This window comes from Streptomyces sp. NPDC048002 (assembly GCF_040653275.1).
Lineage (GTDB): Bacteria > Actinomycetota > Actinomycetes > Streptomycetales > Streptomycetaceae > Streptomyces.
Window position 1 is genome coordinate 117697 of sequence record NZ_JBEZNL010000006.1, and the last position, 22325, is coordinate 140021.

A 22325-nucleotide genomic window follows, 5' to 3' on the forward strand; every position below is an offset into this window, starting at 1 on the left:
CTTCCATATCCCGCTACGCTCAGGGCCATGTCTCGAATCGACGGCCGCACCCCCGAACAGCTCCGCCCCGTCACCATCGAACGCGGCTGGAGCAAGCACGCCGAGGGCTCCGTCCTCGTCTCCTTCGGCGACACGAAGGTCTTCTGCACCGCCTCCGTCACCGAAGGCGTCCCCCGCTGGCGCAAGGGCAGCGGCGAGGGCTGGGTCACCGCGGAGTACTCCATGCTGCCCCGCGCCACCAACACCCGCGGCGACCGCGAGTCCGTCAGGGGCAAGATCGGCGGACGCACCCATGAGATCAGCCGCCTCATCGGCCGCTCCCTGCGCGCGGTCATCGACTACAAGGCGCTCGGCGAGAACACGATCGTCCTCGACTGCGACGTCCTCCAGGCCGACGGCGGCACCCGCACCGCCGCCATCACCGGCGCCTACGTCGCCCTCGCCGACGCCATCACCTGGGCCCAGGGCAGGAAGCTGATCAGGGCCGGACGCCAGCCCCTCACCGGAACCGTCTCCGCCGTCTCCGTCGGCATCGTCGGCGGAGTCCCCCTCCTCGACCTCTGCTACGAGGAGGACGTCAAGGCCGACACCGACATGAACGTCGTCTGCACCGGCGACGGCCGCTTCGTCGAGGTCCAGGGCACCGCCGAAGCCGAACCCTTCGCCCGCGACGAGCTCAACTCCCTTCTCGACCTTGCCGTTTCGGGCTGCACCGAACTCGCTGTCATCCAGCGCACCGCTCTTGATACCGTCCTCGAAAAGTAAAGGACGCACCAAGAAAGGCGTCCGGCACGGGCAACCACGCCGACCGCCCCCGCGTCACTAGGGGTACGGGCGTACGGCACACCGCCGTACGCCCGGCCAGGCACGGGGGCCTGTGGAAGGCCTGAGCACGGGAGGGACACCAGCATGGGCGCGAGCCGACGCCGTCGGAGCCGTACCGCCATCGTCGCCGCGGTGGCAGCCGCGGCGCTGACCACCGGACTGACCACCGGCTGCGACGCCGTCAGCAAGGCACTGGACTGCGTCCAGACCGCCGAAGCCGTCGCGGACAGCGTCACCGACCTCCAGCAGGCCGTCGAGAACGCCGGCAACGACTGGACCCAGGTCGACGAATCCCTCGCCTCCATCGACCAGAACCTCGACGAGATCGGCGACAAGACCGACAACGCCGACGTCGACAAGGCCGTCGACGACCTCGCCGCGGCCGTGGAAAACGTCCGCACCTCCATCGAGAACGGCGACGAGACCCCCGACCTCAGCCCCGTCACCGACGCGGCCGGCGAACTGACCAAGGTCTGCACCCCCTGATACTGGTGGCATGACCCGCCTGATCCTCGCCACCCGCAACGCCGGAAAGATCACCGAGCTGCACGCGATCCTCGCCGACGCAGGTCTGCCCCACGACCTCGTCGGCGCGGACGCCTACCCCGACATCCCCGATGTCCGGGAAACGGGAGTGACGTTCGCCGAGAACGCCCTCCTCAAGGCCCATGCCCTCGCCCGGGCCACCGGCCTGCCCGCCGTCGCCGACGACTCCGGCCTCTGCGTCGACGTCCTCAACGGCGCCCCCGGCATCTTCTCCGCCCGCTGGGCCGGCCGCCACGGCGACGACAAGGCCAACCTCGAACTCCTCCTGGCCCAGCTCTCCGACATCGCCGAGGAGCACCGCGCCGCGCACTTCGCCTGCGCGGCCGCGCTGGCCCTGCCGGACGGCACGGAACGCGTGGTGGAGGGCCAGCTCCGAGGTGTGCTGAGGATGTCCCCGTCCGGCACGAACGGCTTCGGCTACGACCCGATCCTCCAGCCGGACGGCGAGTCCCGCACCTGCGCGGAACTGTCCCCGGAGGAGAAGAACGCCATCAGCCACCGAGGCAAGGCATTCCGGGCGCTGGTACCGGTGGTGCGGGAGCTGTTGGGCTGACGCCGAAGGGCGCCTCACCAGAGGGTGCGGCGCCCTTCGACCCGTGGGCCCGGTGGGACTCGAACCCACGACACACCGGACCTAAACCGGCGCCCTCTGGCCAGCTGGGGTACGGGCCCAGGCGGCCTACTTTACTGTGCCCGATTCGGTTGTCGTACAGCGATATCGGTGCCGCTGCGGTACGCGTAACTGTCCGTCAGGCCATGGCCTGACGGACAGTCCTGTTGGGGAGGGGTGGGTCAGATGGCCAGGTCCTTGATGATTTTGGCTACGTGGCCTGTTGCTCGGACGTTGTACAGGGCTCGTTCGACCTTGCCGTCCTCGTCCACGACGATCGTGGAGCGGATCACGCCCATGTAGGTCTTGCCGTAGTTCTTCTTCTCGCCGTACGCGCCGTAGGACTCGGTGACCGTCTTCTCGGGGTCGGCCAGCAGGGTGACCTTCAGGGACTCCTTCTCCCGGAACTTCGCCAGCTTCTCGGAGGCGTCCGGGGAGATGCCGATGACGTCGTACCCGGCGTCGGCCAGCAGGTCCAGGTTGTCGGTGAAGTCGCAGGCCTGCTTGGTGCAGCCGGAGGTAAGCGCCGCGGGGTAGAAGTAGACGATCACCTTGCGGCCCTTGTGGTCCGCGAGGGAGACGTCGTTGCCGTCGGCGTCGGGGAGGGTGAAGGCGGGGGCCACGTCCCCGGGCTGGAGTCGCTCGCTCATCCGACAAGCGTAACCGGGGGTCCTGACAGTGCGGCGGCGCGGAGAGCTGACAGACTGTCCGGAACAGCATCAGTGGACTACGGAGGCCGTACGGTGGCGGAAACGTCGGACACCAGAACCCCGGCGCAGATCGAGGCGGACATCAAGCGCCGCCGCGAGGCGCTGGCCGAGACGCTCGACGAGATCGGGGTGCGGGTCCACCCGAAGACCATCGTCGGTGATGTGAAGGCCAAGGTCGCCTCCAATGTCGACCACACGCTCGGCCGTGCCTACGTGCAGGCCAACCGGGTCGTCAGCGACGTCAAGGCGCAGTTCGTCGACGAGGAGGGCGCGCCGCGTCTGGAGCGGGTGGTGCCGGTGGCGCTGCTCGTCGTCGGCGTGGTCGGGCTGCTGGCGGTCGGGTCCCGGCGCCGCAAGCGCTGACCCGGCGGCGGACGCGCGGGGCGAAGGCAGGTAGGTTCGAGGCGTGAGCGCCAACAGAAACGACACCACCCACCACGACAAGCTCCCCATTCGGATGCTGCACGACCGGGTTCTCGTGCGGCAGGACACCAGTGAGGGCGAGCGGCGTTCCGGCGGCGGGATCCTGATTCCGGCGACCGCGGCGGTCGGCCGGAGGCTGGCCTGGGCTGAGGTGGTCGCGGTGGGTCAGAACGTGCGGACGGTCGAGCCGGGGGACCGGGTCCTGTTCGACCCGGAGGACCGGGCCGAGGTGGAGGTGCGGGGCACCGCCTACGTGCTGATGCGTGAGCGGGATCTGCACGCCGTGGCCGCGGACCGGTTCGAGGGGTCCGAGGACTCGACGGGGCTGTACCTGTAGGGCTGCGGTTGCCTCTGGATCAGAGGTGTAGAGGGGCTGGTGACCATCGTCACCGGCCCCTTTTCCTGTTTCTTTGCTAGCTTTGAAGGCATCCCCGACGAGACGCGCCGTACCGGGACAAGGACAAGACGACGCACCACCGTCAGTTCCGTCTCTCGGAGGTGTCTGTCATGGCCTGGGTGCTGCTTGTGATCGCCGGTGTTCTGGAAGTCGGCTGGTCGATCGGGATGAAGTACACCGACGGGTTCACCCGTCTGGTTCCCAGTCTGTTCACCGGTGCCGGAATCGTCGCCAGCATGCTGCTGCTGTCGTACGCGGCCCGTTCCCTGCCCATCGGTACCGCCTACGGCGTGTGGGTCGGCATCGGCGCGGCCGGCGCGGCGGTGGTCGGCATGGTGGCGCTGGGGGAGCCGGCGACCGCCGCCCGGATCTTCTTCGTCTGTCTGCTGCTGGTCGCCGTGGTGGGTCTGAAGGCGACCAGCGGGCACTGAGCCGCCCCCGCAGGCCCCCGGAGGGGCGTCAGTCGGTTCTGCGGGTGCCGGCGAGGGGGCCCGCCGTCGTGCCGACGACGGTGCCCCCGGTCGTGCCGCCGTCGGTGGTGGTGTCGCCGGTGGTGCCGCCGTCGGCCGTACCGCCCGTGGTGGTGTCGCCGGTGGTGCCGCCGTCCGTGGTGCCCCCGTCGGTCGTGGTCCCGCCGTCGGTGGTGCCGCCGGTGGTGGTGCCACCCGTCTGGCCCTGGGTCTGGCCCTCGTCGCTGCCCGGGGTGGGGTTGCCGGTCTCCTCGTCGCCGGGCGTCGGGCTCTCGGTCTCCTGGTCGGTGCCGGGGTCGGTGGTCGGTTCGACGGGCGGCTGCCGGACGATGTCGGCGCCCTCCTGGATCTCCAGGTCGAAGTCGGTGACGGGTTCGCCCTTGAGGGCGTCCTCGGTGTACTGCGCCCAGATCTCCGTCGGCGCTCCGCCGCCGTTGATGCGGGGCAGGCCCATCACCCCGTACAGCGACTTGTGGGCCGCCGTGACCGGGTCCTGGCCCATCACCGCGACGACGGTGGCGAGTTCGGGTGTGTAGCCGGCGAACCAGGCGGCCTGGTCCTTCTCCGCGGTGCCCGTCTTGCCGGCGACGGGTCGGCCCGCGGCCTGGGCGGCGGTGGCGGTGCCGGACTCCACGACGCTCCGGAGCACCGAGGTGGTGGTGTCGGCGGCTTCCCTGCTGATGAGCTGGGAGGTCTTGCGCTTGGGCAGGTCGATGACGTCGGCGCCGTCCTTGGTGATGCGTTCGATCATGGTGTACGTGCCGTGCTTGCCGTGGTTGGCGAGCGTGGCGTACGCCTCGGCCATGTCCAGGACGCTGGCGGTGGCGGTGCCCAGCGCGATCGACGGGTACGGGTTGAGGTCGGGGGTGTCGGTGGGCAGGCCCAGTTCGACGGCGGTGTCCTTGACCTTCTCGGGGCCGACGTCGACGGCCATCTGCGCGTACACCGAGTTCACCGACTTGTCGGTGGCCTCGCGGACGGTGATGTCGCCGTAGGAGACGTAGTCCTCGTTCTCGGGTGCGTAGGTCTCGCCCGGCCAGCCCTGTACGGGGCGCTCGTTGGTGCCGTCGTAGATCGTGTTCGGGGTGATGGGGCGGCCGTCCTGGGTGGTGGAGTCGTTCTCGACGGCGGCGGTGAAGACGAACGGCTTGAAGGTGGAGCCGACCTGGAAGTCGCGGCGGGTGGCGTTGGGGGTGTACTGCTTGACGTAGTCGATGCCGTTGTACATCGCGACGACCTTGCCGGTCCTCGGGTCGACGGAGGCGCCGCCGGCGCGGACGTAGGAGTCGACCTTGCGGGACTTCGGGTCGAGCTTGTCCATCAGCTTCTCGTCGACGGCCTTGACGAAGGCGTTCTGCCGGTCGCGGTCGAGGGTGGTGGTGATGCGGTAGCCGCCGGCCTCCAACTGCTCCTCGTCGACGATCCTGTTCGAGATGAGGTAGTCCTTGACGATCCGCACGATGTATCCGCGCTGCCCGGACAGGCCGGTGGAGACCGTGCCCTCCTTCGGCATCGGGAACTTCAGGCCCGCCCGCTCGGACTGGTCGAGCCAGCCCTCCGTGACCATGCCGTCCAGGACGTAGTTCCAACGGGCCTGTGCCGCGGCCTTGTTCTCGGGGTGGGCGACGACGTCGTACTCGCTGGGCGCGTTGAGCAGCGCGGCGAGGTAGGCGCCCTGGGCGGCGGTGAGTTCGGTGGCGTCGATGCCGTAGTAGGCCTGGGCGGCGGCCTGGATGCCGTAGGCGTTGCGGCCGAAGTAGCTGGTGTTGAGGTAGCCCTCCAGGATCTGGTCCTTGGACTCCGTGCGGTCCAGCTTGATGGAGATGAAGAACTCCTTCACCTTGCGGGTGACGGTCTGTTCCTGGGCGAGGTAGTAGTTCTTCACGTACTGCTGGGTGATCGTGGACCCGGACTGCTTGCCCTTGCCGGTGGCGGTGTTCCAGCCGGCGCGCAGCATCGCCTTGGGGTCGATCGCGGACTCGCTGTAGAAGTCGCGGTCCTCGGCGGCCAGTACGGCGTTGCGGGCGTCCTTGGAGATCTGCGCGAGGTTGACGTTCTCGCGGTTGACCTCGCCGTCGCGGGCGAGGACGGTGCCGTCGGCGTACAGGTAGACGTTGCTCTGCTTGGTGGCGAGCGCGTTGGCCGGCGGGATCTTGACCATGGAGTAGCCGAGGAAGAACAGGCCCGCGAGGAGCAGTGCGCCGATCACGAAGGTGCCGAGCACCATGCGCCAGGTGGGGATCAGCCGGCGCCAGCCGGTTCGCTTGGGCCGCTTGGGCTTCTTCCCTCCCTGGTCCTCGGTTCCCGGTGCCCAGCCCTCGGTCGGCTGCTGCGGCTGCGGCTCGTCACTCATCTCGTGCACGGACTCCTGTTTCGCGTCATACGTTCCCGTACGACCTCGTACGCGTTCTGCGCCCCCTGTTGAAGACTCTCGCACCATGCGTTCCGTTCCCGGATCGCGGCACGCGTCGGGTGCGGAAAATGCGTGGCGTGCGTCACCACCTGCGCGTAGGCTCCTGCGCTTTGGTGTGTGGCGGGCCGAGGAGGGCTGAGGCTTTGGGTTCCGGACGGTTGTACGCGGCCGTCGCGGCGGGGGGATTCAGACGGTACGCGACGTATCGGGTGGCCACCGCCGCCGGTGTGTTCACCAACACCGTGTTCGGGGTGATCCTGGTGTACACGTACCTGGCCTTGTGGGACGAGAGACCACACCTCGGGGGGTACGACCAGACGCAGGCCGTCACCTATGCGTGGCTGGGGCAGGCGTTGTACTCGACGCTGGCGATCCAGGGCGGCGGGGTGGAGAAGGAGCTGATGGGCCGGATCCGCACGGGGGAGATCGCGGTGGATCTGTACCGGCCGGTGGATCTGCAACTGTGGTGGCTGTCACAGGACTTGGGGCGTTCGCTGTTCCAACTGCTGGGCCGTGGAGTGGTTCCCTTCACCTTCGGTGCGGTGTTCTTCACGATGGCGTTGCCGGGTGAGGTGATGACCTGGGCGGCCTTCCTGATCGCGGTGGTGCTGGCGATGGCGGTCAGTTTCGGTATCCGGTACCTGGTCGCGTTGAGCATGTTCTGGCTGATGGACGACCGGGGTGCCAACCAGACGCTGATGATCCTGGGGATCTTCTGCTCGGGCATGGTGCTGCCGTTGAACGCGTTCCCGGAGCCCTTCGGGGACATCGTGGGGGTGCTGCCGTGGGCGGCGCAGTTGCAGATGCCGGCGGATGTGCTGATGGGGGAGATCTCCGTGTGGCGGGCGTTCGCCTTCCAGGCGGCCTGGGCGGTCGTGCTGCTGGTGGCGGGGCGGATGGTGCAGGGCGCGGCGACCCGGCGGGTGGTGGTGCAGGGTGGCTGAGGGCTCAGGGTTGGGTGAGGGCTCCGGGCTTGGCGAGGGTGCCGGGTCGGGCGAGGGCGTCGGGCTTCGTGAGGGCGTCGGGTTCCGTGAGGGTGCCGGGCCCGGCGAGGGCTTTCGGGTCGCCGAGGGGGTGCGCGCGTACGGGCTGATCGCGGGTATGTGGATCCGCTCGACGACGGCGTACCGCACGTCGTTCGTGCTGACCGTGGTGGGCAACCTGGTGATCACCGGGCTGGACTTCGCGGCGATCCTGCTGATGTTCTCGCAGGTCGACTCGCTCGGCGGCTGGACGCTGCCCGAGGTCGCCCTGCTGTACGGGCTGTCCGCGACCTCGTTCGGGCTGGCGGATCTGCTGCTCGGTTCGATGGACGTGCTGGGCGGCCGGATCAGGGACGGTTCCTTCGACGTGCTGCTGGTGCGGCCCGCGCCGGTGCTGGCGCAGGTCGGCGCGGACCAGTTCGCGTTGCGCCGGCTGGGCCGGATCACGCAGGGGCTGCTGGTGCTGGGGTGGGCGCTGTGGGCGGTGGACGTCGACTGGACTCCGGCGAAGGTGCTGCTGGTGCCGGTGATGGTGGTGTGCGGCGGGCTGATCTTCGGGGCGGTGTTCGTGGCGGGGGCGGCGTTCCAGTTCGTGGCGCAGGACGCGGCGGAGGTGCAGAACGCGTTCACGTACGGCGGCAACACGCTGCTGCAGTACCCGCCGACGGTGTTCGGGTCGGATCTGGTGCGCGGGGTGACGTACGTACTGCCGCTGGCCTTCGTCAACTGGGTGCCGGCCGCTCATGTGTTGGGGCGGCCGTATCCGCTGGGGCTGCCCGAGTGGGCGGCGTTCGCGCCGCCGTTGGTGGCGGCCGGGTTCTGCCTGCTGGCGGGGCTGGCCTGGCGGTCGGGGCTGCGGGCGTATCGGAGCACGGGGAGCTGAGGGCGGATGGCCGTGGATGTGACGGGAGGGCGCATGGTCACTGAGGTGGACGGGTTCATCGAGGTGGACGGGGTCGAGAAGGTCTTCGACGTGCGGCGCCGGACGGGTTTCATGAGGCGGGAGCGGCGGCAGGTGCGGGCGGTCGACTCGATCTCCTTCTCGGTCGCGCGCGGCGAGATGGTCGGGTACATCGGTCCGAACGGCGCGGGCAAGTCGACGACGATCAAGATGCTGACCGGGATCCTGACGCCCAGCGGTGGGCGGCTGCGGGTGGCGGGCATCGATCCGACGCGGGAGCGCAAGCGGCTGGCGCACCGGATCGGGGTGGTGTTCGGGCAGCGGACCACGCTCTGGTGGGACCTGCCGCTGATCGACTCCTACCGGCTGATGCACCGCATGTACCGCATCCCGCAGGTCCGTTACCGGGAGAACCTCGACCGCTGCGTCGAACTGCTCGAACTCCAGGACCTGTTGGACGTGCCGGTCCGGCAGTTGTCGTTGGGGCAGCGGATGCGCGGGGACATCGCGGCGGCGCTGCTGCACGATCCGGAGGTGCTGTACCTGGACGAGCCGACGATCGGCCTGGACGTGATCTCGAAGGCGAAGGTGCGGGAGTTCCTGGCGGAGCTGAACGCCGACCGCGGTACGACGGTCCTGCTGACCACCCACGATCTCCAGGACATCGAGCAGCTCTGTTCCCGGGTGATGGTCATCGACCACGGGCGCATGGTGTACGACGGCGCGCTGGCGGGGCTGCACGAGGCGGGCGGCAGCGAGCGGATCCTGGTGGTGGACCTGGAGCGGGAGCTGCCGCCGGTCGACGCGGGTCCGGCGGCGAGGGTGGTGAAGGTGGAGGGTCCGCGTCAGTGGCTGGCGTTCCCGGCGGGGGAGCCGGCGGCGGGGCTGGTGGCGCGGATCGCGGAGCGGTACCCCTTGGTGGACCTGTCGGTGAGGGAGCCGGACATCGAGACGGTGATCGCGCGGATGTACGCCGGCCGGGCCGTCGCGTAGTGCCGGGCGGGGAGACCTCGTAGGCTGATCGCATGACGGACGAACTCCCCGAACTGCCCGACCTCCGGGCCTCCGACGCCGATCGTGAGCGAGTCGCCGAGATCCTCCGGGACGCCCTGGCCGAGGGGCGTCTGGACATGGAGGAGTTCGGGGAGCGGCTGGACGCGACGTACCAGGCGCGCACCTACGGCGAGTTGGCCCCCCTCACCCGCGACCTGCCCGCCGCCTCGTCCGTGAACCTGGTCAAGGGCGCCGAGCCGGAGGGTAGTTGGGCCGGGCGCATCACGGGCGGCGAGGGGTCCTCGCAGTGGGGCGTGGCCGTGATGTCGGGCTTCGAGCGCAAGGGCCGCTGGACCGTGCCGCGTCGCTTCAACGGGGTCGCGTTCTGGGGCGGCGGGCAGCTCGATCTGCGGGAGGCGAACTTCGCGGACCGCGAGGTCGTGATCAACTGCGTGGCGATCATGGGCGGTCTGGACGTGATCGTGCCGCCCGGGGTCGAGGTCGTGGTCCGCGGTATCGGGATCATGGGCGGCTTCGACCACAGCGAGGAGGGCGTTCCGGGGGATCCCGGGGCGCCTCGGGTGATCGTGACCGGCTTCGCCTTCTGGGGCGGGGTGGGCGTGGAGCGCAAGGTCACCAGGGCGGAGCGGCAGCGGCTGCGCGAGGAGCGCCGCCAGGAGAAGCTGGACCGCAAGGCCCGCCGGGCCCTGGACGGGCACGGCCTCCACCACCGGCCCTCCTCGGAGGACTGACGGTCGCGAAGGTCCGCCGGTTGCGGAGGACCGGTCGTCGTGGCCCGCCGAGGACCGGTCGTCGTGGCACGCCGAGGTCACAGCTCGGCGGGTGCGGCGCCCTTCAGGGTCTTCAGGTCGAAGGCGTTCGCCATCTCCTCGTAGCCGAGGTCACTGGGGTGCAGATGGTCGCCGGAGTCGTACTCGGCCCGGAACTTGCGGGGGTTGTACGGGTCGCGCAGGGCCTCGTCGAAGTCGGCGACCGCGTCGAAGACCGTGCCGCCCCGGATCTCGGCGTTGATCCGCTGGCGCACCGCCTCGCGCTCCGCGGTGTAGCCGCGGTGGCCCTGGAACGGCATCAGCGTCGCGCCGATCACCTTCACCCCGCGTGCGTGCGCCTGGTCGACGAGGGTGCGCAGGCCGTCGAGGATGCGCTCGGGGTCGGCGAGTTCGGTGCTGCGCAGGATGTCGTTGACGCCGAGGTCGATGACGACGACCTTGACGTTGGGGCGGCTCAGTACGTCGCGCCGGAAGCGGTCGAGCCCGCTGGGGTTGTCCGCCGGGCGGCCGAGTCCTCCGGTGAGGATGCGGTTGCCGCTGATGCCCTGGTTCACCACGCTGTAGCGGGGCAGGTTCTCGCCGGACTCCACCGCCCGGCGCAGCCGCTGCGAAAGGACGTCCGTCCAGCGGAGGTTGGCGCCCTCGGTGGAGGAGATGCCGTCGGTGAGCGAGTCGCCGAGCGCGACCACGGTGCCGTCGGAGTCCTTGCTCAGCACGTCCAGCGCGGTGAGGTAGCGCCAGTACGCGACCTCCTCGGTGTACGCGGTCCCCGTCGCGTCCTCCGTCCGGTCGCCGCGGGCGAGGTAGGAGATCTGGCGGGCGTGCGGGTGGTACGTGACCGGCCCGGAAGGGGTCGGGGAGTACGTCGTGACGAGCAGGTCCGAGTCGGCCGGGACGGTGATCCGTATGGCGTCGCTCATGGTCTGCCCGCCGGGCGGGACGACCACGGTGGTGTTGCCGCCGTCGAAGGTGAGCCGGCGCATGGTCTGCGTCACCGCGGCCGCGGTGCCGTCCCCGGCGGCGACGGCCACCGAGGCGTGTGTGACGGTCAGCGGGGACTGGCCGTAGAGATTGGACAGCGTGATCCGGGCACTCGTACCACCGACCCAGGTGTGCACGACGTTGCGGATCGAGCGGCCCGCCAGGCCGTCCGTCTCCGTACCGGGCTCGGCCGCGGCCGGCGAGGCCGACCAGGCGCCGACCCAGGTGCCGGTGGACACCGGTGCCGCCTGGTTCCGTGGGGTGGTGCCTTCGCGTACCGCGGTCCCGCCGCGGCTGCCGTCGTCCGCGGCGACCCCCACGTAGATCGCGGCGGACAGACCCAGGACGAGAGCGACGATGGCGGAAAGCAGGGCATAACCGTGACGCCTGGTCATGCGGTGCGTGTCTCCTCGGGCGATGGGAGCCCCGAGGCTCCGATGTGATCACCTCATGATGCGTCATGAGGACAGGAGGACTTGAACAGACCCCCCATTGGGCCGTGGAGTTCCCCAGTGTCCTCCCCCGCCCGGTCAGACGCCGGGAACTCTCGTTTCGTTCCAGGAGTCGGTCAGGAAGGGACAATGTGTACGGGGATCGTGAACGGGTGGAGCGGATGGAACGATCGAAAACTGATGAAACGGGATCTTCGGGTCCGTCGGACGTCGGGGAGCCTTCCCGACCCGGCGCACCGGCCAATCAGACCGGCGCCCCGGCGTCGGCCGTCCGTGCGATGACGACCTTCAGCGCGGCCGACGAGGAGAAGCAGCGCGGCGTACGCCGGATGAAGCTCACCGCGACCGGCCTGCTGCTCTTCGTCGCCGTGGTCTACGTGCTCGCCAAATGGGCCTCCAACGAGGGCGCCGGAGCCTGGGCGGGCTACGTCGCCGCGGCCGCCGAGGCCGGCATGGTCGGCGCGCTGGCCGACTGGTTCGCCGTCACCGCCCTCTTCCGCCACCCGCTCGGCATCCCCATCCCGCACACCGCGATCATCCCCACCAAGAAGGACCAGCTCGGTGTCTCGCTGGGCGAGTTCGTCGGCGAGAACTTCCTCTCCGAGGACGTCGTACGGCAGCGCCTGCGGTCCGTCGGCATCGGCAGCAGGCTCGGCGCCTGGCTGGCCGAACCGGAACACGCCGACCGGGTGACGGCGGAGCTGTCGGCCGCGCTGCGCGGCGCGCTGACCGTGCTGCGCGACTCCGACGTGCAGGCCGTGGTCGGCGAGGCGATCACCCGGCGCGCGGACGCCCAGGAGATCGCCCCCGGCATCGGCAAGATGCTGGAGCGGGTGGTGGCCGACGGCGGCCACAAGCGCGTCGTCGACCTCGTCGTCTCCCGCGCCCACGACTGGCTCGTCCTCCACGACGAGCAGGTCATGGACGCCGTCCAGGGCGGGGCGCCCGGCTGGACCCCCCGCTTCGTCGACAAACGGGTCGGCGAGCGCGTCTACAAGGAGCTGCTGCGCTTCGTCACCGAGATGCGCGACATGCCCTCGCACCCGGCCCGCGGCGCCCTAGACCGCTTCCTCGGCGACTTCGCCTCCGACCTCCAGTCCGACACCGAGACCCGCGCGCGTGTGGAGCGGCTCAAGGGCGAGGTGCTCGGCCGGGGCGAGGTCCAGGACCTGATCGCCTCCGCGTGGACGGCCGTACGATCCATGATCGTCTCGGCGGCGGAGGACGAGCGCAGCGAGCTGCGTCTGCGGGTGCGGGCCTCGCTGCTGTCGCTGGGCGCCCGGATGGCCGTCGACCCCAAGCTCCAGGGCAAGGTCGACAGCTGGGTGGAGGGCGCGGCGGTCTACGTCGTGACGACCTACCGCAAGGAGATCACCTCCCTGATCACGGACACCGTGGCGGGCTGGGACGCCGAGCACACCACGAAGAAGATCGAGGCCCACATCGGCCGCGACCTCCAGTTCATCCGGATCAACGGCACGGTGGTGGGGGCGCTGGCGGGGCTGGTGATCTACACGGTTTCGCGGGCGCTGGGGGCGTAGGGGGGAGAGGGGGGTCTTAGGGGGGTTTAGGGGGCGTTTGAGGCCTTCCGTGATGGTGATGCAGGCCACATCCGCTCGTGTCACAGGGCGCCGGGCCGCCTCGTCATAGGGGTGTAAGCACCTACGACGGTGTCGGCGCCCACGACGGCGCGGGCACCCGGCACGGCAGAGGAGCCCGCCATGGAAGCCCGTATGAACCTCTTCGAGAACGCCGTCCTCGGTAAGTTCCTCCGGCACATCAACTCCGCCGGGAAGGTCGTCGGCGACTCGACGCTGCCGCCCGCCACGCTGGAACTGGTCAAGATCCGCGCCAGTCAGATCAACGCCTGCGGCTACTGCACCGACATGCACACCAAGGACGCGGCGGCCGCCGGGGAGACCGCCCAGCGGCTCCACCTGGTCGCGGCCTGGCGCGAGGCGACGGTCTTCACGGAGGCGGAGCGCGCCGCGCTGGAGCTGACCGAGCAGGGCACCCGCATCGCCGACGCGGCGGGCGGCGTCCCGGACGCGGTCTGGGAGAACGCGGCCAAGCACTACGACGAGGAGCAGCTCGGGGCGCTGGTGGGGATCATCGCGCTGATGAACACGTACAACCGTGTGAACGTGATGCTTCAGCAGCCGGCCGGGGACTACAAGGTGGGCATGTTCGGCTGAGGCGGGTCGCCGGGGGCGTCGGGGTTGCCGGGGTCGCCGGGGTTGCCGGGGGGCGCCCGGGTCGCCCGGGTCGCCCCGGGCGTCGGGCAGGGGCGGGGGCGGGGGCGTTCTGTGTTCGCCCCTGCCCCCTGATGAGGGTGGTCGGCCTCAGCCCGCGTTGCGGTCGGCGACGGCCCAGGACGCGAGGGCGACGGCACCGGCCACGCCGACGACGGCCGGCCAGGCGCCGACCTTCTTGGCCAGCGGGTGGGACCCGGCGAAGGCCGCCACGTAGGCCGCGGTCAGCGCGCCCGCGGCCGGGCCGCCGGCCCGCTGCCGCCACTGCTGCGCCGCGGCCGCCCCGGCGGCGGCGAGCACGGCACCGCCGAGCGGCCGCTTCTTCGTCCACCGGGCCACGCCGTACCCGCCGACCAGCCCGCCGGCCGCGATGACCGCGCTGGGAATCCTCGCCATGTCCGCCTGCCTCCTGCCGTCGCGCGCCGCGGGGGCGCGCGCTGGTGTGACTACCCGTGACTACGGTGTACGAGGCTAGTCGGCACGCTCGACAACGGGTCGAGGGGCCCGGCAGGCCCCCACAGGGCTGCCTGTGCCCTTTCGGCGCTCTCGAATGCGCGTGCGAGTCGTTCCGTGCGAAGGCGGGCTGCGAGGGTGCTCCGCACCCCTTCCCGAGGCCCTGCGACGGTGGCACCCCGCCGGAGGGTGCAGGATGGGGGGTATGACTACCAAGGTCTACTTCGACATCACCATCAACGACGAGCCCGCCGGGCGCATCAACTTCAACCTCTTCGAGGACGTCGTCCCGAAGACGGCGGAGAACTTCCGCGCCCTCGCCACGGGCGAGAAGGGCTTCGGCTACGCCGGGTCCTCCTTCCACCGTGTCATCCCCGCCTTCATGCTCCAGGGCGGCGACTTCACCGCCGGCAACGGCACCGGCGGCAAGAGCATCTACGGCGAGAAGTTCGCGGACGAGAACTTCAAGCTCAAGCACGACCGCCCGGGTCTGCTCTCCATGGCGAACGCGGGCCCGAACACCAACGGCTCCCAGTTCTTCATCACGACGATCGTGACGGGCTGGCTGGACGGCAAGCACGTCGTCTTCGGCGAGGTCGCCGACGAGGACAGCATGAAGCTCGTCAAGAAGATCGAGGCGCTCGGCTCGGACAGCGGCCGCACTGCGGCGAAGATCACGATCTCGGAGTCGGGCCAGCTCTGACGGACGGTACGTGACGCCGACGGCCGGGGTGCGCACGAGCACCCCGGCCTTCTTCACTCCGGGCAGTGACCTTGCCCCACCGGTATTCGGAAGGGTCCCCGCGCGACCCCGCGTATAAAGGTCTGCCAGGGCCCGCGTTGCGAAGTGAGCACCGGACCGCCGGCTGTCTTGGAATCGCGCACGAGTACGTGGTCGTCGCTCAGCGCACACTCGACGCACTCACCTCCGGCGCCGTTGCTGTACGACGAGGTGAACCACTCGGGGGCGTTGCGGGCGTTGCGTTCGCCGGACACTGCACTGCTCACCTTGAGTATTCCTCCAAGATCGATTCGATCAGCCGGGGGGAGCGCTGGGGGCTGAGGGCCGCTGCCCTGAGCCCGTCGAACGCCCGGGTGTACTCACGGACATGATGCTCGCCCTCCAGGTAGACGGCGTCGGTGATGCCGTCCCGGTAGACGATGTCCGGGTCCTCCGGGGCGGGGAATCCCAGCATGGTGAACGAGCCGGTGACCGGGTAGGTGCCCGAGTCGAAGGGCAGGACCTGCAAGGTCACCCCGGGCAACTCGGCGCACCGAAGGACGCGGTCCAACTGGTCCCGCATGACCGCGCGGTCGCCGATGACATGGCGCAGCGCGCCTTCGCTCACGATGAACCAGGCGTCCGGGGCGTCGGGGCGCCCGAGCATGGTCTGGCGCTCCATGCGCACGTGCACCGCGCGGGCGATGTCCTCCGCGCGCATGTGGGCACCGGCCGTGTGCAACTCGCTGGCGTATGACTCCGTCTGCAACAGGCCGGGAATCACCTCGCACTGGTACTGGCGGAGCGTGGTGGCGTCCTGTTCCAGGCCGACGTAGACGTTGAACCACTCGGGCACACCGGTGCCGTGGACCTGCCACCAGCCGCGCATCTTGGCCTGGCGCGCCAGTGACTTGAGGAACTCGCGCAACTCGTCGCCGGTGTCGTAGAAGCGGCAGAGCGCGTCGATGTCCGAGGGCTGGACCCGGCCGCTGCCGGTCTCCATCCGGTTCACCTTCGAGCCACTCCAGTCCAGGGCTTCACCCACCTGCGCGCACGTCAGTGAACTCCCCTCGCGGAGCTTCTTGAGCTCGATCGACAGACGCCGGCGACGGGCCGTCGGTGACTCGGCCATCCCAACCCTCTTTCACATAGCGGACGTTCAGTCTCGCGCCGAGGGTGGTCGATGCCAATCACTCATAAGTGGGAATCCCGACCTGCACATTGCAGGACGGGATACGCCTTCGTCACTCTGGGTGTGCGCGGCACTTCATCGTGAGAGCACTCGGTGCCGCGTGGTTGCCGTCTGGAGTCGCTGCGACGAGAGGAGTCCTCGTGACTCATGAAGGGTGCATGTCGCGAAGGCCCTGGGAGTTGGCCTTCACCGCCGAACCGGCGGAAGTCGCCGCACTGCGCCGTGTCTTACGGCTCCACCTGGGCATCTGGGGGCTGCACGGCACGCTCGACGCGGCCCAGTTGTGCATGAGTGAACTGGTCACCAATGTCCTCACCCACGCCGGTCACGGCACCCCGGCCACCCTGGCCGTCTCGATGAGCGGCACGTACCTCCGCATCGAGGTGCACGACCCCGACACGCGTGCGCTTCCGACCCTCCTCGACGCGGCCCCCGAGGCGGAGTGCGGCAGAGGGATGGCACTGGTGAACGCGGTCGCCGACCGCTGGGGTGTCCTGCTGCGCCCCGACCGGAAGATCACGTGGTGCGAGCTGGCGACAGGGCTCTCCGCGTCGACCGGCCACGTGGACACCCCTGGGGTGGCACGAGCCGACGCCCTTCTTCGGGCCCATGCGGAGGAGAATCGGCCCCCTCGGACGCGATCGCACCGACTCGACTCACGTGTGGAGGAGGGCGCAGTGGTGAAGGCCATCGCCGACCTTCTCCACTGGCTTCGCGCGCACGGACATGACGTGGACGACGTATTGGATCGGGCGCAGACTCACTTCGAGGCGGAAGCGGGTGCTGGCACAGTGCTCAGCCGGCCGGAGAGCAAGTCCACCGAGTAATGCGGACTTTGCCTTTCAAGTGGCTCGGCAATCGCTTTTGTTGATCCCGTCCGTCTTCAAATATCCCTGAGTATGATCGCTCCCTGGGTTGATTGATCAATTGATCAAGGGGGCGGGAACGTGGTCGATCGGAGAGAGGACTTCGGCGTCTGGTTGGAGCGACAGCTCCAAATTCGGCAGATGACGCAGACGGCGCTCGCGGACGCCCTCGACGTCACCCCTGCGGCGGTGTCCGCCTGGATCACGGGGCGGGCCGAGCCGCGCGAGGACAGGAAGAGGGCGGTGGCGGCCGTGCTCGGTCTGGACGAGGAGGCCGCTCTGCGTCGTGCCGCGGGAGTCACCGGCGCGTCGTCCCTGAGATGGCATCACCGACCCGCGCACGCGGACGGCGGCCGGGAGTTCGGCAACGCGGCCGCCTTCGCCTTCGACGCCGATGTCGCCGTGCTCGCCCGCGAGGCCACGCAGAACAGCCTCGACGAGCAGTACGACCGGAATCGGCCCGTGCGCGTTCGGTACACGCTCGACGAACTCTCGGGCGAGTACCGCAGAGCCTTTCTGGACGCCCTCCAATGGGAAGCGATCGAACCCCACTTCGAGGCTGCCGCCAGTCAGCGCCACAAGGTGGGCAGGGTCATCGCCGAGGGACTGCGCGAGATGCGTGAGTCCGACTCGCTGCTGCTCCTGAGGGTGGACGACTACAACTGCACGGGGCTGACCGGCGCCGACCACGGTGACGACAGCAAATTCGCCGCCGTGCTGCGCGATCAGCTCAACAGCCACAAGGGCACGGGAACAGCGGGCGGCTCGTACGGGCTGGGCAAGATCACGCTCTGGGCCACGAGTCGCCTCGGGCTGGTCCTGGTCAACAGCACCCTGTCCACCCCCCACGAGGGCCGCACCGAGCGTCGTCTCTACGGTCGTCTCGAACTGCCCTGGCACGAAGGACCGGAGGGAGCCTGCGCCGGCCTCGCCGCGTTCGGCGAGACGGAGACGCAGCCGGGACGCCAGGGCACGGCTCGATCGTGGTGGGCCGACGAGGAGACCGTCGCGTCCCTCCGCCTGAAACGCGAGAACCGCGACCCCGGCACGTCCTTCCTGATCGTCGGTGCCCATGATGCCGCGGGCGACGCCCAGAACCTTCAGGAGATGCACGAGAAGCTCGTCAAAGCGCTCGCGGACAACTTCTGGGCCGCGATGACCTCCGGACGGGACAGCATCCCGGTGCTGGAGGCATCGGTCACCACACTCCGCAACGGACAGGTCGTCATCCCCGAGCAGCGGGTCGATCCCGCCGATCACCAACCCGCGCGAACCCGCGCGCTCAGAGCCTTCCTCAACGGTGAGGCGGTCGAGGAGCGGACCGACACCACACAGGTCGCCATGGCGCGCGTTCCGCTCCTCGTGCCGCCGGAGAAGGGCGCGGGCCGCGGCGCAACGAGCACGGAGCACGGAGCGGTTCTGCTCGTGACGGCGGCGGACGACAACGACCGCGAGCCGAATCGGCTGGTCTGCATGCGGGGGAACCGCATGACCGTCATGACGCGTCGTGTGACCGACCTGCCCCTGAGCACGGACGCCTTTCAGGCGGTCCTCCTCGCGGGCCGGGCGACAGGATCGGGCGGCAGGGACGCCGAACTGGCGGAGGGATTCCTGCGAGCCGCGGAGCCACCGGAGCACAACGACTGGACCAGGACGGAGGATCTCGTCACCACGTACGCCCGCGGCGCCCGTCAGCGCATAGAGGACTTCCGCAAGGACATGACCGCCGCGGTCCGGACACTCGTCGGTCGTCCCCAGGTGCGGAACACGGGTGGGCCCGCGGTACTCAGGGAACTGTTGCGTATCGACGCCCCCGGCACGGGCGCACGTCGGCCGGAAAGGCATCCCGTCGTACGTCATGTGGAAGGCGAGGTCGACGCGCGCGGCGCTTGGAACGTGAGGGTCGAGGTGAAGTTGCCGAGGCGGGCGGACCCCTGGTCGCTGACCCCCGTGGCCAAGTTCGACGTGCGATCGGGGGGCAGACCCGTCGTCGCCTGGGCCGAGCTGCTCGCCGGCGAGAACTGTCGCGTCGAGGACGGGACGCTGTACTTCGAGCCGGGAGCCGGCAGCGCCTCCTTCAGCGGAGTGACGGACGTGACCGGCCACCCCGTGACCGGACGGATGGCCCGACTGATCGTGGATCTGCAGAAGGCGAAGGGAACTACGGCGTGAACATCGTCTTCCCCTACAGCACCCTGGCCGGAGACGTCGTCCTCGAGGTCACGTCCGCCCGACTCGACGGCCGGGCCCTTCCGCTGACGATGATCTCGCGGGACCAGAGAGTCGTAGCTCTGCACGAGGCGGAGCGGTCCACGTGGGACGAGGCACGCCTGGACATCCGGGCGACGCTGCCGGAGCGAGAACTGGCGGGAGGACCCTGGACGGACGTCGTCTGCCTCGCCGTGCTGACCGAGGCCGCGACCAACGCGCGGACCGTGGGGAGGCTGGCGCCCACGGGCGGAGGCGGTTGGGGCGGCAGCCTAGAGTTCGCCCGGGACGCGCACCACACGAGGGCCGCGCTCACGGTCGTCGTGGTCGCCACGGTGGACGGAGAAGCGGGCAGGGTGATCGGTACCGCGGAGGAGACGTGGTCCGTCGAACTCAACGAGCGTGCGCCCGCCCGTAAGCAGGAACTGAACATTCACGAGGTGGACTTCCGATCCGGACCCCTCGAATGGCTGCATCAGTTCCAGGACGCTCCGTGGGTCGTGGAGACGAGTGGTGACATGCCCACCGTCCATCTGAACACCGGATTCGAGGGACTCACCGAATTCCTGGGCGGTGGCGGGAGCGCTGTGGAGAAGGGCGTGCGCGGCATGTTGGCGGCGCAGATCGCCACCGAGGCGTGGACGGCCATGTTCCACGCCGCCGTCGGCGACCTGGAGTGGGACGACGACGGATCGCCGCAGTGGCCCACGGGGTGGAAGGACGGAGTGCTGCGCTCCATGCTGGCCGACGTCCTGCCCGAACTGTCGGCGGGCGACGCCCTCGTGGAGATCCACCTGCGCCGCACGGAAGGGGGCTGGCAGGAGTTGCAGCCCCGCATCCAGTACGCGGCCGCCAAACGTGCGAAGGCACCCAGGAACATCGGCAACGGGCTGCGGGCGATGAGCCGGGCCGTGGAGGGCGACCAACTGTGAACCGTTCTTCCACGGACCTCCCCGAGCAGATGGCTCGGCTGTCGGACATCGCCGCCTCCAAGCACCTCACTCACGGGGTTCTCTCGGGGAACGAGCCCCCACCCCGGGTGGCCCTCGTACGAGCGAGTCGGTCGATAGAGCCGGCCGCGGCGCGCTGGAACGTCCTTCCCGTGCGGCAGCTGATCGACGCGGCGACGCGGCGGCACGAGGGCGATCGTGCGGCGGCCGATGCCTGGCTGGCTCCCAGGCTGCACGCGACCCTCAGGATGACGCGGCGCGAGGCGGCGGACTCAGGGCTCTGGAACTTCCTCGCCCTGGTCGTGGCCCCCGACTACGTTCTGTGGCGGCACAAGGGGCACACCAAGGAAGGCGAGCGGGCGACGGCCGACCGTTTCGTCGGTGTGCACTACAAGCAGACCTTCGCCCGTCTGTGGTGGGCCGCCGAGATGTTCAGGGACGGAGACGACTACGAGCCGGCTCGGGTCGCCTGCGGAAACCAGGACGTCCTGAACACGATTCTCCGCCTGGAGATCATCGATCACCGGCCGACGGCCCGGGCCGTGGTGCGCCTGCTGGAGAAGGGCGTGGTCGGCACGGGCCGTGAGGTGAACGGGCTGGCCACGGCGATCAACACCGCGGCGAGCACGCTCCTGTACGACGTGCTCGCTCCCGACGAGGGTCCGGACGCAAGGGCACACCGCTACTGGACGGACGAGGCCGAGAACGCGGGCCCGGTACCCCTGGACCACCTGCCCACCGGTCCTGACGACGGCCGGATTCCGTCCGAATCGGTGGACGTCCTGGTCCGTCGTTTCGCGGCGCTCTTCACCGAGGCTCCGATTCGAGGGCGGGAGAAGGAGCAGCCGGTGCCGGCCGTGCCGAGCCAGGGCGTCAGCCTCGACAAGGCGTACTCACCCTTTTAGGCGCTCGTGGATGGCCTGGGCCAACGAACGGCCCAGGCCGACCGGGACCGCGTTGCCGATCTGGCGAGCAATCTGGATCTTGCTTCCGAACCACTCGAAATCGGCTGGAAAGCCTTGGATCAACGCGGCTTCGTAGTGAGTGATCGGCCGGTTGCTCCTCGGGTGGAGGTAGCGCCCTTTCTCGGGCTTGTAGAACTCGGTGCGGATCGTCACGGACGGGCGGTCGAAGTGCATGCGTCCCATGACATCGCCGGAACCGCTGTTGTGCCGGTCCCAGCTCGGGGTCGACAGATAGGTGTCGACGCCCTCGATCACTTCCCACTTGTTTCTCAGGTCGTGTCGGTTTCCACCCGGGGGAATGGCCCTGTAGCGCGCTTTTGACAGCGCCGTGGGACTGCGCCCGATGTGAAGTTCGGTGGTCTTGAACGGGCCGGGCAGCAAGACGCCCAGCGGGTCTTTGGCGCGGTCGGGGGGGAGGTCCAGGTCCGGTGCGTCCTTGGGCGTGCGGGCGAAGACGGTCGGGCCGACCGGGACCCAGCGGAGGAGTTCGCCGGACGTGTCCTCAGGCTCGTCGAGGCCGGGTTGGGCGGGGCCGCCCTCACGGGAGTGCGAGGGCCGCGGATGCTCCAGGGGTTCCCCGACGTCGTTGCGGGTCGCGATGACGATGGCCCGCCTGCGCGCCTGGGGGACGCCGTAGTCGGCGGAGTTCAGCACCTTCCAACGGAGCGTGTAGTTGGCCAGCGGACCGCCCTCCGCGGTGGCCGCCTTGAGGCCGTCGAACTCCTGGGAGCTCAGAAAGCGGTCCACGTTCTCCAGAACGAAGATCTTGGGCTGTATGTCCTTGACCACGCGTACGTACTCCACCCAGAGGCGGTTACGAGGATCGTCGGCCTTCGGCTTCTCGGGGTTGTTCCGGTGGAGGCCGGAGAAGCCCTGGCAGGGCGGCCCACCCATGATCACGTCGACCTTGCCCGCGTAGGGCCTCGCGTCCCACAGCGCGATGTCCATATTGGCGACGTGCGAGCCACCGAAATTGGCCGCGTACGTGGCCGCCGCCGCCTCGTCGAACTCGACCGCGGCGATGGACCGGAACGGCGAGGAACCAGGGCCGTCGGGCTCGTAGGCGCGAAAACCCGCCGAGAATCCGCCGGCCCCGGAGAACAGATCGACCACGGTGATCGACGATTCGGCCGGGACGGCACCGGCTGCGGGGTCGGACGAGAGGCTGGCCATGGGAGGAGAGTTTAGGCGATCAAGCGGAGGGCGGACGGCACTCCAGCAGC

The 22325-nt window shown here is 69.6% G+C and carries 24 protein-coding genes, 1 tRNA gene and 1 riboswitch; of the genes, 17 read left to right on the top strand and 8 right to left on the bottom strand.

The annotated features are described in order from the left end of the window. Positions 1-27 precede the first annotated feature (27 nt). From rph to rdgB, 3 genes are all read left to right on the top strand, one after another. A complete protein-coding gene (rph, locus tag AB0E07_RS11110) occupies positions 28-765 on the top strand; it encodes a ribonuclease PH (protein WP_362248550.1) in 738 nt (245 codons plus the stop codon). Between the two features lie 144 nt (positions 766-909). Next, the gene (locus AB0E07_RS11115) at positions 910-1311 is read left to right on the top strand and encodes a hypothetical protein (RefSeq protein WP_362248553.1); all 402 of its coding nucleotides are present in this window, start codon (positions 910-912) and stop codon (positions 1309-1311) included. Positions 1312-1321: 10 nt separating this feature from the next. Then, on the top strand, positions 1322-1924 hold the full coding sequence (gene rdgB / locus AB0E07_RS11120) for an RdgB/HAM1 family non-canonical purine NTP pyrophosphatase (RefSeq protein WP_362248556.1): 603 nt from the start codon (positions 1322-1324) through the stop codon (positions 1922-1924). 44 nt (positions 1925-1968) lie between these two features. Here rdgB and AB0E07_RS11125 read toward each other — a convergent pair. Then, positions 1969-2043, bottom strand: a tRNA-Leu gene (locus AB0E07_RS11125). A gap of 120 nt (positions 2044-2163) precedes the next feature. Next, entirely contained in the window at positions 2164-2631 is a 468-nt protein-coding gene (gene bcp / locus AB0E07_RS11130; protein ID WP_362248559.1) for a thioredoxin-dependent thiol peroxidase, read from the bottom strand. A gap of 93 nt (positions 2632-2724) precedes the next feature. Here bcp and AB0E07_RS11135 point away from each other — a divergent pair, with 93 nt between their 5' ends. From AB0E07_RS11135 to AB0E07_RS11145, 3 genes are all read left to right on the top strand, one after another. Then, entirely contained in the window at positions 2725-3054 is a 330-nt protein-coding gene (locus AB0E07_RS11135; protein ID WP_362248561.1) for a DUF3618 domain-containing protein, read from the top strand. Positions 3055-3097: 43 nt separating this feature from the next. After that, positions 3098-3451 (top strand): co-chaperone GroES, encoded by a 354-nt coding sequence (locus AB0E07_RS11140; RefSeq protein WP_362248564.1) that lies wholly within the window; start codon positions 3098-3100, stop codon positions 3449-3451. Positions 3452-3525: 74 nt separating this feature from the next. After that, positions 3526-3589, top strand: a riboswitch (guanidine-III (ykkC-III) riboswitch). A gap of 32 nt (positions 3590-3621) precedes the next feature. Then, positions 3622-3942 carry an SMR family transporter gene (locus AB0E07_RS11145; RefSeq protein ID WP_362248567.1) on the top strand — a complete coding sequence of 107 codons (321 nt, stop codon included), beginning with the start codon at positions 3622-3624 and terminating at the stop codon, positions 3940-3942. 28 nt (positions 3943-3970) lie between these two features. On the opposite strand, the gene AB0E07_RS11150 is transcribed toward AB0E07_RS11145, so the two are convergent. After that, positions 3971-6334 (bottom strand): transglycosylase domain-containing protein, encoded by a 2364-nt coding sequence (locus AB0E07_RS11150; RefSeq protein ID WP_362248569.1) that lies wholly within the window; start codon positions 6332-6334, stop codon positions 3971-3973. A gap of 203 nt (positions 6335-6537) precedes the next feature. Between AB0E07_RS11150 and AB0E07_RS11155 the strand changes: the two genes are divergently transcribed. The 4 genes from AB0E07_RS11155 to AB0E07_RS11170 all read left to right on the top strand — a co-directional run bounded on the left by AB0E07_RS11155 (position 6538) and on the right by AB0E07_RS11170 (position 10023). Then, complete coding sequence (locus tag AB0E07_RS11155; RefSeq protein WP_362249054.1) at positions 6538-7338, top strand: ABC-2 family transporter protein; 801 nt, start codon at positions 6538-6540, stop codon at positions 7336-7338. A 157-nt stretch (positions 7339-7495) separates the two neighbouring features. Further along, complete coding sequence (locus tag AB0E07_RS11160; RefSeq protein WP_362249057.1) at positions 7496-8260, top strand: ABC transporter permease; 765 nt, start codon at positions 7496-7498, stop codon at positions 8258-8260. A 33-nt stretch (positions 8261-8293) separates the two neighbouring features. Beyond that, on the top strand, positions 8294-9271 hold the full coding sequence (locus AB0E07_RS11165; RefSeq protein WP_362248572.1) for an ATP-binding cassette domain-containing protein: 978 nt from the start codon (positions 8294-8296) through the stop codon (positions 9269-9271). 32 nt (positions 9272-9303) lie between these two features. Beyond that, complete coding sequence (locus tag AB0E07_RS11170) at positions 9304-10023, top strand: DUF1707 domain-containing protein (RefSeq protein ID WP_362248575.1); 720 nt, start codon at positions 9304-9306, stop codon at positions 10021-10023. A gap of 77 nt (positions 10024-10100) precedes the next feature. Here the strand turns inward: AB0E07_RS11170 and AB0E07_RS11175 are convergent, their stop codons facing one another. Next, a complete protein-coding gene (locus AB0E07_RS11175) occupies positions 10101-11438 on the bottom strand; it encodes a GDSL-type esterase/lipase family protein (RefSeq protein ID WP_362248578.1) in 1338 nt (445 codons plus the stop codon). 188 nt (positions 11439-11626) lie between these two features. Between AB0E07_RS11175 and AB0E07_RS11180 the strand changes: the two genes are divergently transcribed. Further along, positions 11627-13036 carry a DUF445 domain-containing protein gene (locus tag AB0E07_RS11180; RefSeq protein WP_362248581.1) on the top strand — a complete coding sequence of 470 codons (1410 nt, stop codon included), beginning with the start codon at positions 11627-11629 and terminating at the stop codon, positions 13034-13036. A gap of 180 nt (positions 13037-13216) precedes the next feature. Beyond that, positions 13217-13690 (top strand): carboxymuconolactone decarboxylase family protein, encoded by a 474-nt coding sequence (locus AB0E07_RS11185; protein ID WP_362248584.1) that lies wholly within the window; start codon positions 13217-13219, stop codon positions 13688-13690. A 147-nt stretch (positions 13691-13837) separates the two neighbouring features. Here AB0E07_RS11185 and AB0E07_RS11190 read toward each other — a convergent pair whose 3' ends face one another. Further along, positions 13838-14143, bottom strand: a complete 306-nt coding sequence (locus tag AB0E07_RS11190) for a hypothetical protein (protein ID WP_351924594.1) — start codon at positions 14141-14143, stop codon at positions 13838-13840. Between the two features lie 262 nt (positions 14144-14405). Here AB0E07_RS11190 and AB0E07_RS11195 point away from each other — a divergent pair, with 262 nt between their 5' ends. After that, positions 14406-14903, top strand: coding sequence for a peptidylprolyl isomerase (locus AB0E07_RS11195; RefSeq protein ID WP_362248588.1), 498 nt, complete (start codon positions 14406-14408; stop codon positions 14901-14903). A 53-nt stretch (positions 14904-14956) separates the two neighbouring features. Here AB0E07_RS11195 and AB0E07_RS11200 read toward each other — a convergent pair whose 3' ends face one another. Together AB0E07_RS11200 and AB0E07_RS11205 are read right to left on the bottom strand one after the other, a co-directional pair. After that, positions 14957-15196, bottom strand: a complete 240-nt coding sequence (locus AB0E07_RS11200) for a DUF397 domain-containing protein (protein ID WP_362249059.1) — start codon at positions 15194-15196, stop codon at positions 14957-14959. Positions 15197-15204: 8 nt separating this feature from the next. Beyond that, a complete protein-coding gene (locus tag AB0E07_RS11205) occupies positions 15205-16053 on the bottom strand; it encodes a helix-turn-helix transcriptional regulator (RefSeq protein WP_362248591.1) in 849 nt (282 codons plus the stop codon). A gap of 218 nt (positions 16054-16271) precedes the next feature. On the opposite strand from AB0E07_RS11205, the gene AB0E07_RS11210 reads away from it, so the two are divergent. The 4 genes from AB0E07_RS11210 to AB0E07_RS11225 all read left to right on the top strand — a co-directional run bounded on the left by AB0E07_RS11210 (position 16272) and on the right by AB0E07_RS11225 (position 21042). Further along, a complete protein-coding gene (locus tag AB0E07_RS11210; RefSeq protein WP_362248593.1) occupies positions 16272-16940 on the top strand; it encodes an ATP-binding protein in 669 nt (222 codons plus the stop codon). Positions 16941-17120: 180 nt separating this feature from the next. Then, on the top strand, positions 17121-19151 hold the full coding sequence (locus tag AB0E07_RS11215) for a helix-turn-helix transcriptional regulator (protein ID WP_362248596.1): 2031 nt from the start codon (positions 17121-17123) through the stop codon (positions 19149-19151). Continuing rightward, the gene (locus tag AB0E07_RS11220; RefSeq protein WP_362248600.1) at positions 19148-20119 is read left to right on the top strand and encodes a hypothetical protein; all 972 of its coding nucleotides are present in this window, start codon (positions 19148-19150) and stop codon (positions 20117-20119) included. Before AB0E07_RS11215 ends, AB0E07_RS11220 begins: the two co-directional genes overlap by 4 nt. Further along, the gene (locus AB0E07_RS11225; protein ID WP_362248603.1) at positions 20116-21042 is read left to right on the top strand and encodes a DUF6339 family protein; all 927 of its coding nucleotides are present in this window, start codon (positions 20116-20118) and stop codon (positions 21040-21042) included. The genes AB0E07_RS11220 and AB0E07_RS11225 overlap by 4 nt, the downstream gene beginning before the upstream one ends. On the opposite strand, the gene AB0E07_RS11230 is transcribed toward AB0E07_RS11225, so the two are convergent. Further along, on the bottom strand, positions 21031-22275 hold the full coding sequence (locus tag AB0E07_RS11230) for a DNA cytosine methyltransferase (protein WP_362248607.1): 1245 nt from the start codon (positions 22273-22275) through the stop codon (positions 21031-21033). The two genes, AB0E07_RS11225 and AB0E07_RS11230, sit on opposite strands and share 12 nt — an antisense overlap. Between the last annotated feature and the right edge of the window lie 50 nt (positions 22276-22325).

Excerpts from the sequence above, each read along its gene's own strand:
- rph (WP_362248550.1), top strand. The coding sequence starts at position 28 with ATGTCTCGAATCGACGGCCGCACCCCCGAACAGCTCCGCCCCGTCACC.
- rdgB (WP_362248556.1), top strand. The coding sequence starts at position 1,322 with ATGACCCGCCTGATCCTCGCCACCCGCAACGCCGGAAAGATCACCGAG.
- AB0E07_RS11165 (WP_362248572.1), top strand. The coding sequence starts at position 8,294 with ATGGTCACTGAGGTGGACGGGTTCATCGAGGTGGACGGGGTCGAGAAG.
- AB0E07_RS11160 (WP_362249057.1), top strand. The coding sequence starts at position 7,496 with ATGTGGATCCGCTCGACGACGGCGTACCGCACGTCGTTCGTGCTGACC.
- AB0E07_RS11210 (WP_362248593.1), top strand. The coding sequence starts at position 16,272 with ATGTCGCGAAGGCCCTGGGAGTTGGCCTTCACCGCCGAACCGGCGGAA.
- AB0E07_RS11190 (WP_351924594.1), bottom strand. The coding sequence starts at position 14,143 with ATGGCGAGGATTCCCAGCGCGGTCATCGCGGCCGGCGGGCTGGTCGGC.
- AB0E07_RS11215 (WP_362248596.1), top strand. The coding sequence starts at position 17,121 with ATGACGCAGACGGCGCTCGCGGACGCCCTCGACGTCACCCCTGCGGCG.
- AB0E07_RS11185 (WP_362248584.1), top strand. The coding sequence starts at position 13,217 with ATGGAAGCCCGTATGAACCTCTTCGAGAACGCCGTCCTCGGTAAGTTC.
- AB0E07_RS11175 (WP_362248578.1), bottom strand. The coding sequence starts at position 11,438 with ATGACCAGGCGTCACGGTTATGCCCTGCTTTCCGCCATCGTCGCTCTC.
- AB0E07_RS11205 (WP_362248591.1), bottom strand. The coding sequence starts at position 16,053 with ATGGCCGAGTCACCGACGGCCCGTCGCCGGCGTCTGTCGATCGAGCTC.
- bcp (WP_362248559.1), bottom strand. The coding sequence starts at position 2,631 with ATGAGCGAGCGACTCCAGCCCGGGGACGTGGCCCCCGCCTTCACCCTC.
- AB0E07_RS11150 (WP_362248569.1), bottom strand. The coding sequence starts at position 6,334 with ATGAGTGACGAGCCGCAGCCGCAGCAGCCGACCGAGGGCTGGGCACCG.
- AB0E07_RS11115 (WP_362248553.1), top strand. The coding sequence starts at position 910 with ATGGGCGCGAGCCGACGCCGTCGGAGCCGTACCGCCATCGTCGCCGCG.
- AB0E07_RS11145 (WP_362248567.1), top strand. The coding sequence starts at position 3,622 with ATGGCCTGGGTGCTGCTTGTGATCGCCGGTGTTCTGGAAGTCGGCTGG.
- AB0E07_RS11195 (WP_362248588.1), top strand. The coding sequence starts at position 14,406 with ATGACTACCAAGGTCTACTTCGACATCACCATCAACGACGAGCCCGCC.
- AB0E07_RS11170 (WP_362248575.1), top strand. The coding sequence starts at position 9,304 with ATGACGGACGAACTCCCCGAACTGCCCGACCTCCGGGCCTCCGACGCC.
- AB0E07_RS11230 (WP_362248607.1), bottom strand. The coding sequence starts at position 22,275 with ATGGCCAGCCTCTCGTCCGACCCCGCAGCCGGTGCCGTCCCGGCCGAA.